The organism is Flavobacterium sp. RSP15 (assembly GCF_003968755.1).
Classification (GTDB): Bacteria; Bacteroidota; Bacteroidia; order Flavobacteriales; family Flavobacteriaceae; genus Flavobacterium.
In genome coordinates, this window is the sequence record NZ_RYDL01000003.1 from 130,693 (window position 1) to 145,937 (window position 15,245).

The 15,245-nt window shown below is 36.6% G+C and carries 9 protein-coding genes; 6 read left to right on the plus strand and 3 right to left on the minus strand.

The window, feature by feature from the left end:
* Positions 1 to 10: 10 nt before the first annotated feature.
* The 3 genes from bshB1 to EKM00_RS05100 are packed head-to-tail and all read right to left on the minus strand — an operon-like array spanning position 11 to position 2,294.
* Entirely contained in the window at positions 11 to 727 is a 717-nt protein-coding gene (bshB1, locus tag EKM00_RS05090; protein WP_126515472.1) for a bacillithiol biosynthesis deacetylase BshB1, read from the minus strand.
* A 53-nt stretch (positions 728 to 780) separates the two neighbouring features.
* Positions 781 to 1,857 (minus strand): chorismate-binding protein, encoded by a 1,077-nt coding sequence (locus EKM00_RS05095; protein WP_126515473.1) that lies wholly within the window; start codon positions 1,855 to 1,857, stop codon positions 781 to 783.
* Complete coding sequence (locus tag EKM00_RS05100) at positions 1,857 to 2,294, minus strand: PaaI family thioesterase (protein WP_126515474.1); 438 nt, start codon at positions 2,292 to 2,294, stop codon at positions 1,857 to 1,859. The genes EKM00_RS05095 and EKM00_RS05100 overlap by 1 nt, the downstream gene beginning before the upstream one ends.
* 115 nt (positions 2,295 to 2,409) lie before the next feature.
* On the opposite strand from EKM00_RS05100, the gene EKM00_RS05105 reads away from it, so the two are divergent.
* From EKM00_RS05105 to EKM00_RS05130, 6 genes are all read left to right on the plus strand, one after another.
* Positions 2,410 to 3,936, plus strand: a complete 1,527-nt coding sequence (locus EKM00_RS05105) for a hypothetical protein (protein WP_126515475.1) — start codon at positions 2,410 to 2,412, stop codon at positions 3,934 to 3,936.
* 151 nt (positions 3,937 to 4,087) lie between these two features.
* Positions 4,088 to 5,932, plus strand: a complete 1,845-nt coding sequence (locus EKM00_RS05110; protein WP_126515476.1) for an endonuclease — start codon at positions 4,088 to 4,090, stop codon at positions 5,930 to 5,932.
* A gap of 398 nt (positions 5,933 to 6,330) precedes the next feature.
* The gene (locus EKM00_RS05115; RefSeq protein ID WP_126515477.1) at positions 6,331 to 8,166 is read left to right on the plus strand and encodes an endonuclease; all 1,836 of its coding nucleotides are present in this window, start codon (positions 6,331 to 6,333) and stop codon (positions 8,164 to 8,166) included.
* A gap of 91 nt (positions 8,167 to 8,257) precedes the next feature.
* Positions 8,258 to 12,010: a phosphoribosylformylglycinamidine synthase gene (purL, locus tag EKM00_RS05120; RefSeq protein ID WP_126515478.1), complete on the plus strand. Its 3,753-nt coding sequence runs from the start codon at positions 8,258 to 8,260 to the stop codon at positions 12,008 to 12,010.
* Between the two features lie 295 nt (positions 12,011 to 12,305).
* Complete coding sequence (locus tag EKM00_RS05125) at positions 12,306 to 13,826, plus strand: sensor histidine kinase (protein WP_441316548.1); 1,521 nt, start codon at positions 12,306 to 12,308, stop codon at positions 13,824 to 13,826.
* A 77-nt stretch (positions 13,827 to 13,903) separates the two neighbouring features.
* Positions 13,904 to 14,308: a response regulator gene (locus EKM00_RS05130; RefSeq protein ID WP_126456139.1), complete on the plus strand. Its 405-nt coding sequence runs from the start codon at positions 13,904 to 13,906 to the stop codon at positions 14,306 to 14,308.
* Positions 14,309 to 15,245 lie beyond the last annotated feature (937 nt).

Consider the following 15,245-nt stretch of genomic DNA (forward strand, 5'->3'; position numbering starts at 1 on the left):
TACATGAAAATTAGATCAAATCTGCTAAGCTACTGACTGCCAAATATCTTTCAGTCGTAAAACCTTCTGCATGATCCAGTCCTGCAATCCTTCCTAAATCTCTGGAGCGATAATTCAGGCTTTCCAGAAAGTTTTTGCTTGTTATTGGGGATTCCGGTTCCTTTGAGTTGGCATCATAAAACTGGGAACTGTAGGCTAAAATTGCTTCAATTTTTTTATCGGTAAAACCTGTAATGTCGACTACAAAATCCGGCTCTATATTTTTCCATTGAATGTAATGGTAGACAATTTTTGGCCGCCAAGGCGCTTGCTTTTCGCCTGCTAATGAAGTTTCTATCTTGATCAACCCGGATAAAAAACAAGCATCAGACACCAATTCACTTCCTTTTGCATGATCAATATGGCGGTCATCAATAGCATTGCACAAAATAATTTCCGGCTGGTACTTGCGAATCATTTGTATAATTTCTAATTGGTGTTTTTCGTCATTGACAAAAAAGCCATCCCGCATTTTTAAATTCTCACGCACTGAAACACCCAGTATTTTTGCAGCAGCATTCGCCTCCTGATCTCTGATATCAGCGGAACCGCGAGTCCCTAATTCACCACGTGTCAAATCAATAATTCCAACGGTTTTCCCTAAGGATATTTCTTTTAAAATGGTTCCCGCACAACCCAACTCTACATCATCAGGATGAGCACCAAAAGCCAATATATCTAATTTCATTATTTTCTGTTTATTTTATTAGAAGTTATACGAACACGCCTTCTCTCTATTATTTACAATACTTTTTTCATTGTCATTGATTTATGGACGCTTTCCTCCCACTCTTTTTCAGGGACGCTATCTTTTGTGATGCCACAACCCATATACAAATATGCGCTAGTCAATGCGAGATTCGAATCAAAATCAATTTGCATGCACCGCAAATTTACAAACAAATCAGAACTTACGGTATTGGTCGTGAAACTGCTGTTTAATTCCCCCAGAAAACCGGTGTAAAAACTCCTGTCGTACTGCTCGTTTTCTAGAATAAAAGTCTTAGCACTTTCTTTTGGCAATCCACAAACGGCAGGTGTGGGATGCAATAACTGAATTACTTTTTGCAAGCTGGAATCAGAATTTAAACGTCCAGAAATATCTGTTTTTATATGCCAGATACTTCCCGCTTTGACGCTGTACGGCTCCGTCACCAAAACTCTGGAAGCCACACTTTCCAGTTTTGAAACAATATAATCCGTTACAAACTGCTGTTCTTCTTTTTCTTTTTTGTGCCAAGTAATTTCGGATAAACCCAAATCTTTCTGCGTTCCCGCCAAAGAAATCGTTTCAAAAACGGCTTCAGTTGCTTTCAGTAATTGCTCCGGTGTAGCGCCCAACCAAGTTCCAATTTTTGGATGATAAAAACAATACACAAAAGTAGAAGGATAAAGCTGTACTAATTTTTCGAAAGTGGAAACCAAATCAAAATCTGCTATTTCAACGGTTTCTTTTCTGGAAAGCACTACTTTATTACATTCGTTATTCTTTATGGACTGAATCCCTTTGAAAACTAAAGCTTCAAAATTATTTTTAGCCAAGGCATCTACAATCGTAAATTCATTTTTAGAAATAGCATTTTCTTTTTTTTCCAAAGTAACCCGCACCATTTCCGATTCATTTTCAGGAATCAAATGCGTTTTTGCTCCATCAAAAGAGGCAAAAACAAACCCTTTTTCGGTAAAATCAACAGCTGAAAATACCGTATCATTTTGTTGAAAAAAACCAATTACCTCTGCTGAATCAGGCTTACAATACAAAACAAAAGGTAGTTTTTCCTGAAACTGTTTTTTGGCTTTAGCTATAATTGCTTCCATTATTTGTTTTCGCTTTTTCTTTTTGGCAAAATCATATTAGTCAATTTACAAAGCGATATTAAGGTATTATTTTCATCCGTAATTCGTATTTCCCAAAGATGAATGCTTCGCCCTTTGTGCACGATTCGAGCTGTTGCCGTTACAATTCCGTCCCGCTTTGCTTTCAAATGATTGGCTGAAATCTCGATTCCGCGCACTTCACTTAGCTCAGAATTCACATACAGCATAGAAGCGGCACTGCCCACACTCTCTGCTAAAGCTACTGAAGCACCACCATGCAACAATCCCATTGGCTGATGTACGGATGGATTAACGGGCATTGTGGCTACTAAAAAATCTTCTCCTGCATCAGTATATTCAATATTCAATGTTTGCATTAAGGTGTTTTTAGACACGTGATTGCAATATTGAAGTATTTTTTCTTTATCGAATGTCATATTATTGGCTTTAAAAATGTAAAATTAAATAAAAGATAAGTCACAAAATAGTAATTACAATTGTTATTCTGATTTCGAAATAGATTTTTCTTATTTTTACAAAAAATACAACTAGATGCGTGCCAAAATAGTCCTGCTTTTTATTGGAATAGTATTCTCCATTTGTTCCTGCCGATCTGATTTTGAGACCGTAGCCAGCACCGGTGATTTAACATTTTCTAAGGATACAATTTATCTCGACACTGTTTTCTCAAACATTGGTTCCAGCACGTACCGACTCAAAGTATTCAACAAAAGTAAAAATGACATCAGCATTCCTAGTATTAAATTAGGAAAAGGATTAAGTTCTAAATACCGAATGACCGTTGACGGAATGCAAGGAACGAACGGTAAAATTTTCAACAATGTGACCCTTTTAGCCAAAGACAGTTTGTATATTTTCATCGAAACAACTGCTAATATCGCTGATGCTAACCCAAGCGATTTTTTATACACCGATCAAATTCAGTTTGACAGTGGCGAAAACCTTCAAAATGTGGAACTGGTAACGCTAATTCAAGACGCTATTTTCTTGTATCCATCCCGTTTTGCTGATGGAACCACTGAAACATTACCTATTGGAGATCAAAAAATAGATGGTTTTTATCTGGATGAAAACGATCCTATAAATGGAAATGAGTTACAGTTTTCGAATGACAAACCCTATGTGATTTATGGCTATGCAGCGATTCCTTCGAATAAAACGGCCACTTTTGAGGCGGGAACCCGAGTTCATTTCCATGCTAATTCTGGGCTTATTGTAGCCAATAAAGCCTCCATTAATATTAATGGAACAGTATCTATTACGGATAAACTGGAAAACGAAGTTATTTTTGAAGGCGATCGTTTAGAAACTAATTTTTCGGATGTTCCGGGACAATGGGGAACCATTTGGCTTACTGATGGCAGTACTAATAACACATTGAATCACCTGACGATTAAAAATGCCACTATCGGATTATTGATTCAAAATAATGATGGCAGTACGGTTTCTATCAAAAACACTCAAATTTACAACAGCAGTACCTTTGGAATTTTGGCGCAGACCGCAAAAATAAATGGAAAAAACGTAGTTATTAATAATGCCGGATTAGCCAGTTTAGCCTGCACCTATGGCGGAAATTATTCCTTTACACATTCCACATTCAATAACAACTGGAACAGTTCGCAACAAGTGGCGGTTTTGGTAAGTAATTATATTTTGGGAGCAATTCCAGAAGTGAAAGATTTAACCGCAGCTACTTTTAACAACTGCATTATTTACGGTTCCTATTCAAACGAAATGAGTTTAAACAAGAAAACGGGAGCCACTTTTGAATACCAATTTAATAATTGCCTGATTAAATTTGATAACACATCGAATCAATTTGCAACGAATCCTGATTATCAATTCAGTACGGATACGGCACATTACAATGCGATCCTTTTGAACAAGGATCCAAAATTCTTTAATATAGTACAGAACAAATTTAATATTAACGAAACTTCGGCTGCTTTCGCAAAAGGGAATACGACATACCTGATTCCGTTAGATATTACAGGAAACACCAGAAGTTTACCCCCCGATTTAGGCGCATATCAAAACAAAGTATTCCCAAAATAAACAACTTTGAATGACAACACAAACTAAGACAAAACGCATCCTATAATTAACTATTTAGTAACCTGATACACCGATTTAAAGAGTAGTTTTATCAAAAATTTAACTGGAATATCCAATTTATTTTAAAACCAATTTAATCTATTATCAGACTATGAAACAAATCTACTCACTTCTCTTTTTATTTCTTTTCACGGCAGGTTTTGCGCAAGCGCCAGCAGGATATTATACCAATGCCACAGGAACGGGCTACACGTTGAAAACTCAATTATACAACATCATCAAAGACCATACAGTAAAAACGTATGCAGAATTATATGTAACTTATGAAACTTCCGATATTGATAATTTCTTTGAAAAGGACGGAACAGTTTTAGATATGTACTCTGAAAATCCTGCCGGAGCTGATCCATACACATACACTATTGCAACTACGCAACGATGCGGAAGCAGTGGTTACGCAAAAGAAGGAGATTGTTACAATCGAGAACACATTATACCGCAATCTATATTCAGCGAAGCCTTACCAATGGTTTCTGATGCGCATTTCATAACGCCTACTGACGGAGAAGTAAATGGAATCCGATCTAATTATCCGCATTCTGTAGTAGCAACCGCTACTCAAACTACCCTTAACGGAAGTAAACTTGGAGCCAGTACAACAGCAGGGTATACAGGTCCTGTTTTTGAACCAATAGATGAATTCAAAGGGGATATTGCCCGTATGTATTTCTATTTTGCTACTCGTTATGAAAATACAGTTGCCGGATACAATTACCCAATGTTCAACAATTCAACTAGTAAAGTATTTACCACCGCATTTTTAAATCAACTGCTGGCTTGGCACAATCAAGATCCGGTAAGTGCCAGAGAAATTGCCCGTAACAACGCTATTTATGCGCGCCAGAACAATAGAAATCCTTACATTGACAATCCAAGTTATGTAGCATCAGTTTGGACTACACAACCTGCCGATACAGAATCTCCAACAGCTGCAACAAATTTGACAGTAACTAGTACCACATCAAACTCGGCTACTTTAACATGGACAGCAGCTACAGATAATGTGGGTGTTACCGGTTATGATGTGTACCTTGATGGCAGTTTAAAATCTACTCATACCGGACTTACTGCGACTGTTTCTGGTTTATTAGCTTCTACAAGCTACACCTTTTATGTAATTACAAGAGATGATGAGAGGAACTCATCTTTAGCAAGCGCAACAGTCGCTGGAACAACTAAAGCCACCCCAACAGGTGGATCGGGAGCTACAGAGTTATTCTTTTCAGAATACGTTGAAGGAAGCAGTTTTAACAAAGCGTTAGAAATTGCCAACTTTACTGGAGCAACAGTTGACTTGACAGGCTACTCTATTAGAAAACAATCAAATGGAGCTGGAACATGGACTGCTGGACTTAATTTAACCGGGACTTTAAATACTGGTACTGTGTTTGTGTTAGTAGATCCAGGAATAGCAACAACCTGTTACACAGCAGCAAATGCCAATCTATCCTCATCTCAGGAAGCTTTCAACGGAAATGATCCGATGGGATTATTTAAAAATGGAGTATTAATTGATATTATAGGAGCATTTAATGGAGGAACAGTGATGTTTGGAGAAAATGTTACATTACGAAGAAAACCAAGTATTTCAGTACCTAACACTACTTTTAATAAAACTGCTGAGTGGGATTCTTTCGCTAGTAATACTTGTGATGGAATTGGTAGTCATTCATTAGCAACTTTATCTAATGTTGATTTTAATTCTAATGAATTTAATATCTATCCCAATCCATCCAATGGAAATATCAAAATAAATTTCAATAATTCAAATGAAAAATACTCGGTTCAAGTATTTTCAGTATTAAGACAAAAAGTTTTTGAAAAAGAGTATACCAACAGTTCTTCTGCAGCGGTTAACAATCTTCAAAAAGGAGTTTATTTAATTAAAATAACCAACGATTCTAAATCAGTTACTAAAAAACTAATTGTAAACTAATTTAAGCACGAACCATTTCTTTTAAAGCGGCATTTATTGCCGCTTTTTTTGTTTCATTTTAGACTTGTTTTATACATAAAAAGAAAATTTTTAGCTCCTTTACAACTTAGCGCTACAGGTTTCCTGTTTATTTTTCTAAAAAAAATGCAACCTGTTGTACTTCAAATGTTACTAATTATGTTAATAAAAATGCAAATACCTTCATAATTTCATAACATATACCATCCTAAATGTTATAAATTTGTGAGTCTTCAGTATTTTCCCATTTGGAAGCCTGAGACTAACCCCAATAACCAAAACAAATTTAAATTATGAAATCGCCATGACAGAAGCTGTCTCAAACACCAATGAAGATCTAGCGATACCATATTCCTATAAAAAACAAATATTATCTACATATGAAAAAAATCTACTCTGCATTATTATTACTGTTCGTCACAGCAACGATAGCCCAAATACCAAGTGGTTATTACAACACCGCCACAGGAACTGGCTACACACTCAAAACACAATTATACAACGTCATCAAAGGGCATACGGATAACGGATATGGCGGTTTATACACCATATATCAAACCTCGGATAGGGATTATTACTTTGAAAATGACGCCACAATTTTAGACATGTATTCTGAAAATCCTGCCGGAACAGACCCTTATAACTACTCCGCCGGAACAACCCAAAGATGTGGCACTTATAGTGTAGAAGGAGATTGTTACAATAGAGAACACATCATTCCGCAATCTACTTTTGGTTCTGCAGCCCCAATGGTTTCAGATGCCCATTTCATCACACCCACAGACGGAAAAGTAAACGGTCAGCGTTCTAATTATCCGCACGGACCGGTGACTTCAGCATCTTGGACTTCCTTAAACGGAAGTAAACTTGGAACGAGTACAACTTCTGGTTATTCAGGACCTATTTTTGAACCTATCAATGAATTCAAAGGCGATATTGCCCGAATGTATTTTTATTTTGCCACCCGTTATGAAAATACAGTTGCTGGTTATTCCTATGCAATGTTCAATGGATCGAGTAATCAAGTGTTCACGACCGCTTTTTTAAACGTATTGATTACTTGGCACAACCAAGATCCTGTCAGCACTAGAGAAATTGATCGCAACAATGCCATTTATAATTCTCAAAACAATAGGAATCCTTATATTGATCATCCTGAGTATGTACAGGCAATTTGGAACCCAAGCGCTGATGCACAAGCCCCAACTACTCCAACGAATTTAGTTGCTAGCGGAACAACATCAAATTCCGTTTCATTAAACTGGACGGCTTCCTCTGATAATAGTGGAGTAACTGGCTATAATGTGTATATGAACAGTGCTTTAAAAACAACCACAACCGGAACAACAACCACTATCACTGGGCTAACCGCTTCTACTGCCTACTCTTTCTTTGTAAAAGCTAAAGATGCTGCAGGAAATATCTCTGGCCCAAGTAACACGGTGAATGTGACAACTGCTGCAGCAAGTGGTTCAACTGCAACAGATTTATTATTTTCAGAATATATTGAAGGCTCTTCAAGCAATAAAGCTTTGGAAATTTCGAACGCAACTGGCGCCGCGATCAGCTTATCGATTTATAGCATCAAAAAACAAACGAATGGTTCCGGTGCCTGGAGTACAGGATTAGCCCTAACAGGGACTTTGAATACCGGCAGTAAATTCACAATCGTAAATAGTTTAATGGCGTCTAGTTGTTATCCTACAAGCTCAGCAAACCTTTCTACATCAGCAACTGAAATGACTTTTAATGGGAATGATGCTGTAGGTTTATTCAAAAATGGCGTCTTAATTGATATCATTGGAACTTTTAACGGTGGAACTGCAAACTTTGCGGCAGATCAAACCCTGAGGAGAAAAGCTACCGTTACGGCACCAACAACTACTTTTAATAAAACAACCCAATGGGATTCCTTTACATCAGATACGTGTAACAATTTAGGAAGTCGTACGATTGAAAAAACACCAAAAACCAGTGTGGCTTTAGATATAAATGATATTGCCCTCTATCCAAATCCATCCAATGGAACTTTCTCTATCAATAATTCGAATAAAAGGTATGCTATCGAAATTTATTCTATAATTGGTCAGAAAATTTACAGCGACGAAAACAGCACCAAATCAGAAATTACGCTGCCAAATAGTGTAAAAGGAACGTACTTGGTTCGAGTGACTATTGATTCCAATTCATTCCTCAAGAAATTAATAATCAACTAATTAACAAAGCGGCAAATTGCCGCTTTTTTTTTACTCCAAATTTAATCTTAATTGACTAAATTTGCACCGCAATACAACAAACTACATAACAATGATCCATTTCTTTGAAAACCAAAGCAAGACTGTTTATGCCGTACATACGCAAAACGCATTGAGCGAAGTCGGAATGTCAGCTCAAGACATTTCAAGACTCAACTGGCTTTTTGCCAATTCAAATAAAATCGAAAAATCCGTACTGACGGATTTTTTTGTTGGTCCTCGCGCCACAATGATAACCCCTTGGAGTACTAATGCTGTGGAAATCACCCAAAACATGGGAATATCCGGCATCATTAGAATCGAGGAATTTCATAAAGCGACCGCTGATTTTTCTGATTTTGACCCGATGCTTTCGCAAAAGTACAGCGAATTGAATCAAGATATTTTTACTATTAATGTACTTCCGGAAGCTATTTTGGACATCGATGATATTGCTGCTTACAACAAACAAGAAGGATTGTCTTTGAGTCCGGAAGAAGTAGCATATTTAGATAATCTAGCGCTTAAATTAGGGCGAAAACTAACAGATTCTGAGATTTTTGGTTTTTCACAAGCCAATTCAGAACACTGTCGTCACAAGATTTTCAATGGAAAATTCATCATTGACGGGGAAGAAAAAGAATCTTCTTTATTCAAATTAATCAAGAAAACATCCCAAGAAAATCCGAACGATATTGTCTCGGCTTACAAAGATAACGTTGCTTTTGTAAAAGGGCCTCGGGTACAACAATTTGCTCCAAAAAGCGCTGATAAACCTGATTTTTATGAAGTAAAAGAATTTGATTCGGTTATTTCATTAAAAGCAGAAACACATAATTTCCCAACAACGGTAGAGCCTTTTAACGGAGCTGCAACTGGTTCTGGTGGAGAAATCCGGGACCGTTTAGCAGGTGGACAAGGTTCGTTGCCAATGGCAGGAACTGCAGTTTACATGACTTCCTACTCTCGTTTAGAAGCCCCATTCGACTCCGCTCAGGGCAGTAGACCTTGGGAAAATGGTATGGCCGAAAGAAAATGGTTGTATCAAACGCCAATGGATATTTTGATCAAAGCGTCCAACGGAGCTTCTGATTTTGGGAATAAATTTGGACAACCGTTAATTACAGGTTCTATCCTGACTTTCGAACACGAGCACTTCGATACGCTCAGTGTGACGGGTCGAAAATTAGGGTACGACAAAGTAATTATGCAAGCGGGCGGAATTGGGTACGGAAAATTAGATCAAGCGATTAAGAAAAAACCACAAACAGGCGATAAAATTGTTATCCTTGGTGGTGAAAATTATAGAATTGGAATGGGTGGAGCTGCAGTTTCTTCAGCAGATACCGGAGCTTTCAGTTCAGGAATTGAGTTGAACGCCATCCAACGTTCGAACCCAGAAATGCAAAAACGTGCTGCCAATGCCATTCGTGGTTTGGTAGAAAGCGATATTAATCCAATTGTTTCGATTCACGATCACGGTGCTGGCGGACATTTAAACTGCCTTTCGGAATTAGTGGAAGAAACTGGCGGATTAATTGATTTAGACAAATTGCCTGTGGGAGATCCTACCCTTTCGGCAAAAGAAATCATTGGTAACGAATCTCAGGAAAGAATGGGATTGGTTATTGCAAAGGAAAACATCGATTTATTGCAAAAAATTGCCGATCGGGAACGTTCTCCAATGTACCAAGTGGGTGACGTAACTGGAGATCACCGTTTTACTTTCCAATCAAAATCAACAAGAGCTAAACCAATGGATTTCGCTTTAGAAGACTTTTTTGGAAGTTCTCCAAAAGTGGTTATGACAGACAAAACAATTCAAAGAAAGTATACTGATTTAAGTTACGACAAGAAAAACATTTCAACCTATTTAGAGCAGGTACTTCAATTGGAGGCCGTAGCTTGTAAAGACTGGTTGACCAATAAAGTAGACCGTTGTGTAGGTGGTAAAGTTGCCAAACAACAAAATGCCGGACCCTTGCAATTGCCTTTGAATAATTGTGGCGTAATGGCCTTGGATTATCAAGGAATAGAAGGAGTTGCCACTTCGATTGGGCACTCGCCTATTGCTTCATTAATTGATCCGGTGGCAGGAACAAGAACTGCCATTGCTGAATCTTTATCAAACATTGTTTGGGCACCAATAAAAGACGGATTAGACGGAATTTCACTTTCGGCAAACTGGATGTGGGCGTGTAAAAACGAAGGCGAAGACGCCCGTTTATACGCAGCTGTTCAAGCCTGTTCGGATTTTGCAATCGAATTGGGAATCAATATTCCAACCGGAAAAGATTCTCTTTCTATGAAACAAAAATATCCAAATGAAGAAGTAATTGCGCCGGGAACGGTGATTATTTCAGCAGGTGGAAATTGTACCGATATTAGAAAAGTAGTAGAGCCTGTTTTACAAAGAGATGGCGGTTCTATTTATTACATTAATTTATCACAAGATGATTTCAAATTAGGCGGTTCTTCGTTTGCACAAACGTTGAACACTATTGGACAAGAAGTATCAACGATTAAAGACGCTGCATTTTTCAAAAGAGCGTTCAATACCATTCAAGAATTAATTTTAGAAAACAATATTCTTGCAGGACACGATATTGGAAGTGGTGGTTTGATTACGACTTTATTAGAAATGTGTTTTGCCGATGTGAATTTGGGAGCTAAAATAGATTTCTCTCCCGAAGCTTCGGGATTCGAAGAAAAAGACATCATCAAATATCTTTTTGCTGAAAATATCGGAATTGTTTTCCAAGCAAAATCGGATGCTGAAGTGGAATCCAAATTAAAAGAAAATACCGTTTCTTTCTATAAATTAGGAATCCCCTCCCCAGCCCTGCCGGAAGGAGAGGAAGCCAAACTGGAAATAATCAGTTCTTCTCTTGAAACTTTGACTTTCGACATCGCTAAATACAGAGATATTTGGTTCAAAACTTCTTTTTTATTAGACCAAAAACAATCGAAGAACGGAATGGCTCAAGCGCGTTTTGATAATTATAAAAATCAAGCGTTACACTATACTTTCCCTGCACATTTTACAGGAAAAAAACCTGTAATTGATGCTTCTAAACCGCGTCCTAAAGCAGCTATTATCCGTGAAAAAGGAAGTAATTCGGAACGCGAAATGGCAAATTCCATGTACCTAGCCGGTTTTGATGTAAAAGATGTTCACATGACCGATTTAATTTCAGGTCGTGAAAATTTGGAAGACATTCAGTTCATTGGAGCTGTTGGTGGATTCTCTAATTCAGATGTTTTAGGTTCTGCCAAAGGTTGGGCGGGAGCATTTTTATACAATGAAAAGGCAAAAACAGCTTTAGACAATTTCTTCAAAAGAGACGACACCTTGTCTGTTGGAATCTGCAACGGTTGTCAATTGTTCATGGAACTGGAAGTCATTAATCCGGAGCATGACGTACACGGAAAAATGCTACACAACGAAAGTCATAAACACGAAAGTATTTTTACATCAGTGACTATACAGGAAAACAATTCAGTGATGCTTTCTTCATTAGCAGGAAGTACGCTTGGAGTTTGGGTTTCGCATGGCGAAGGAAAATTTAACTTGCCAATGGGGGAAGAAAATTATACTATTGTTTCTAAATATGCCTATGAAGGTTATCCTGCTAATCCAAACGGATCGGATTACAATACGGCCATGCTTTGCGACAAAACAGGACGACATTTAGTAATGATGCCACACATTGAGCGCTCTACATTTCAATGGAACTGGGCACATTATCCAAAAGATAGAGACGATGAAGTTTCGCCTTGGCATGAAGCTTTTGTCAATGCCAGAAAATGGGTGGATAAACAATAATTTTTTGATTTACCATATTAAAGCGTTCCTGAAAAGGAACGTTTTTTTTGTAGAATTAATTTAAAAGCCCTTTTGATGATTTGTAAGAAAATTTTAATATATTTGAAAATAGACAAAGTGAAACAAACCTTCTCCGATATACGAGTTATGGGCAAGCCACTAAAACGTTATATGGAAAATGGTTAGTTATACCCTCGATGCTTTGATACTAGAATGCTGATAGGACAAAAAAAAAATAGTTAAGATGAATGAAATTTTTGAAATCGTAGAAAATCTTTTCAGCTCTGGTGGCTTTATGCCTCGATGGATTTGTGGGCAGTGGTCAGAGACACTCGGTTGGCTTTACATTATGGCAAACATCGCCATTGGAGTAGCCTACCTGTCTATCCCGATCCTCCTATTTAAATTTCTCAAAAAAAGGAAAGAAAAAATATACAATAGGGTGTTCATATGCTTTATTCTATTCATCTTTTTTTGTGGCACTACGCATATTGTGGACGCTATTATATTTTGGATTCCGTTATACCGGCTAAATGCAATAGTCTTGAGCATGACCGCATTGATATCTTGGATTACTGTTTTTGTGCTTTACCGCTTCCTTCCAAAAGCATTACAATATCGATCGCCCGCAGATTTGCAGCTAATCATTGAAGAACAAACGAAAGACTTAGCCATTGCCTACCAAAAGTTATCAATCAGTGAGAATCAATTCAAGACACTAGTAAATAGTAATCCGGATATCATTACGCGTATAGACAAAAATTTAACCTATCAATTCATCAATGATTCGATTAGCAAAGTACGGAACATGGAAGCTGAAAATATTATTGGTAAGAATATGCGGGAAGTTCAGTGGGAAGGTGATAACCAGATAAATGAATCATTCATTCGCCACGTAGAATCCGCTTTCAAAACAAATAAAACCGAAACGTTTGAATTTGAAACTTATACTAATATCAATCAATATAACTATTTTCAACTATCAATCATACCGCTTGAAAAGCAAGCGGGTGAAATGCCTGAAGATGTCTTAACAATAACCAGAGAAATTACGCATCAGAAACTGTATGAGTTAGAACTTAAACGTAATATTGATAATCTCGAGCTTTTGGCAGATCGGATTGAGAAAAAAAGGAAGATATTAGAAGATTTTACGTATATCGTTTCACATAATTTAAGATCACCAGTTGCCAATTTAGCCGCTTTGTTAAATCTACTGAAAGACGAGACAGATGATGAAATGCGAAACATGTTCCTTGAAAAAATCAACATCGCCTTTGAAAATCTTTCTGCTACGGTAATGGATTTGACGAATGTTGTTCGAATACGACAAGATACTGAAATACCGAAAGAAGAACTTTTCTTTCAAGATATTGTATCAAAGCATATAATCAATCTGGAAATGCAGATTAAGGAAACGGCTTCCACTATTACTTACGATTTCAATGCTTGTGAGAAAATTAATTATCCCAAAATTTACCTTGAAAGCATTTTTTTAAACTTATTAACTAATGCGATTAAATATAGATCTTCAAAAAGAGCACCGCAAATTATTTTTAAATCGTACATCAATGAAGATGGAATGATTACCTTAACTTGCCAAGACAATGGAATGGGCATTAATCTAGAAAGGTACGGAGCAAAACTTTTTGGACTAAATAAAACATTTCACGAGCATCCTGATGCGAAAGGTACAGGCTTGTTCATCACTAAGAATCAAGTCGAAACAATGGGAGGCACCATTTTTGCTGAAAGCGAAGTAAATAAAGGAACAAAATTTATTATTTACTTCAATGCCAATAAATCTTTAATCTAAAAAAATGTGTTAATTTTGAAAAAAAAATTGAACTAGACTTTTGAACATTTCCTAAAATAACATTTAAAATAACATTAATGAATAAGATAAATACTTTTTGCATTGTAGACGATGATGATATCTATCAGTTTACTACATCAGTTTTGCTGAAAAAGACTGACCTAGTAAATAAGATTATTGTGTTTTCAAACGGTTTGAAAGCAATTAATTTCCTAAAGGATGAAATGGGCAATAAGGAAAACATTCCTGACGTTCTGTTTTTAGATATAAACATGCCTGTTATGGATGGGTGGGAGTTTTTGGAGGAATACCTGCTTATTAAGCATATGATGCCTAAGACAGTAGTAATTTATATGGTGAGTTCATCTGTAGACGAAAAAGATGTTTTAAAAGCTAAAAGCATTAGCGCACTGTCAGGTTATTTGGTAAAGCCGATATCAACCCAAAATATAATGGAAGTTATTTTAGGAATTCTTAATTAAGTTTTATTTTTACATCAACTTTTAAACCAATTGCAACACAGATTACGTTTTCAGATTAGGTTCACTGCAAATCTCTAGTATGTTTAAAACATCTTCATTGCCAATAGCAAGAATACTTTTCATCGTTCAAATACTAATTTGAGTCCTTTCTTATCACCGCGCTGATTAGCCCTACCGCGCTGATATTCCACAATCGTTAGCGCAGTTTTGCAAACTGTACCCGCAACAGAGAGCAAACAACGAAAAAACTATGAGTACTTCATTACTTTTTACTATTTTACTAGAAACAATATTTCTGCTATGAATAAAACTATAAAAACTAAAGACTAGATTAGAAAATGAATTAGAATTAGTTTTATTAGACTAATTTTTGTGCCTAATTGGAATTGACACAGTTTGCAAAAATGCCGCAACGATTCTCTGTAAATACTCGCGGTCTAGGGAATGCTTTTCTCCACTGGCACTGGTTTATCCATGTTCTCTAGTGCTCCTTTGCAACGAGTACCAACTTAAATTAAGACACAAACTATAGCATTTGCAATGTGGATCGCTAAATATTTTTTGATAGTTTTTACAAAACAGATTATATCTCTGCATAACAAACGCTTTATAGTTAACATTCGTAAGTGACTATTCAAAAAAGAATGAAAAAAGATTTAAAAAAGCTGCGTTTTATTCACATAAATAAATAATAACTCATTATAAATTAGCGTCGAAGGAAATAATATTGTTTTTGCCATGAACACAAAACTTGAGCTTTTAGTATAAATTTAAGCTTGTGAATATCCGTTTTAGAACCTACTCTACATAACTGATTTTATATTTTACAGTAACCAGATTACCAAAAGCTGTGTCGGCTGTAGTACTTCATTAAATCATAGCCGAACTATACTTTGATATTAGCATTATTTTAACCAAAAAAAGGACCATAAAATCC

What these genes read in the sequence shown, in the direction of transcription:
- EKM00_RS05115 (WP_126515477.1), top strand. Translation starts at nt 6,331, where the DNA reads ATGAAAAAAATCTACTCTGCATTATTATTACTGTTCGTCACAGCAACG.
- EKM00_RS05100 (WP_126515474.1), bottom strand. Translation starts at nt 2,294, where the DNA reads ATGACATTCGATAAAGAAAAAATACTTCAATATTGCAATCACGTGTCT.
- EKM00_RS05130 (WP_126456139.1), top strand. Translation starts at nt 13,904, where the DNA reads ATGAATAAGATAAATACTTTTTGCATTGTAGACGATGATGATATCTAT.
- EKM00_RS05110 (WP_126515476.1), top strand. Translation starts at nt 4,088, where the DNA reads ATGAAACAAATCTACTCACTTCTCTTTTTATTTCTTTTCACGGCAGGT.
- bshB1 (WP_126515472.1), bottom strand. Translation starts at nt 727, where the DNA reads ATGAAATTAGATATATTGGCTTTTGGTGCTCATCCTGATGATGTAGAG.
- EKM00_RS05095 (WP_126515473.1), bottom strand. Translation starts at nt 1,857, where the DNA reads ATGGAAGCAATTATAGCTAAAGCCAAAAAACAGTTTCAGGAAAAACTA.
- purL (WP_126515478.1), top strand. Translation starts at nt 8,258, where the DNA reads ATGATCCATTTCTTTGAAAACCAAAGCAAGACTGTTTATGCCGTACAT.
- EKM00_RS05105 (WP_126515475.1), top strand. Translation starts at nt 2,410, where the DNA reads ATGCGTGCCAAAATAGTCCTGCTTTTTATTGGAATAGTATTCTCCATT.
- EKM00_RS05125 (WP_441316548.1), top strand. Translation starts at nt 12,306, where the DNA reads ATGCCTCGATGGATTTGTGGGCAGTGGTCAGAGACACTCGGTTGGCTT.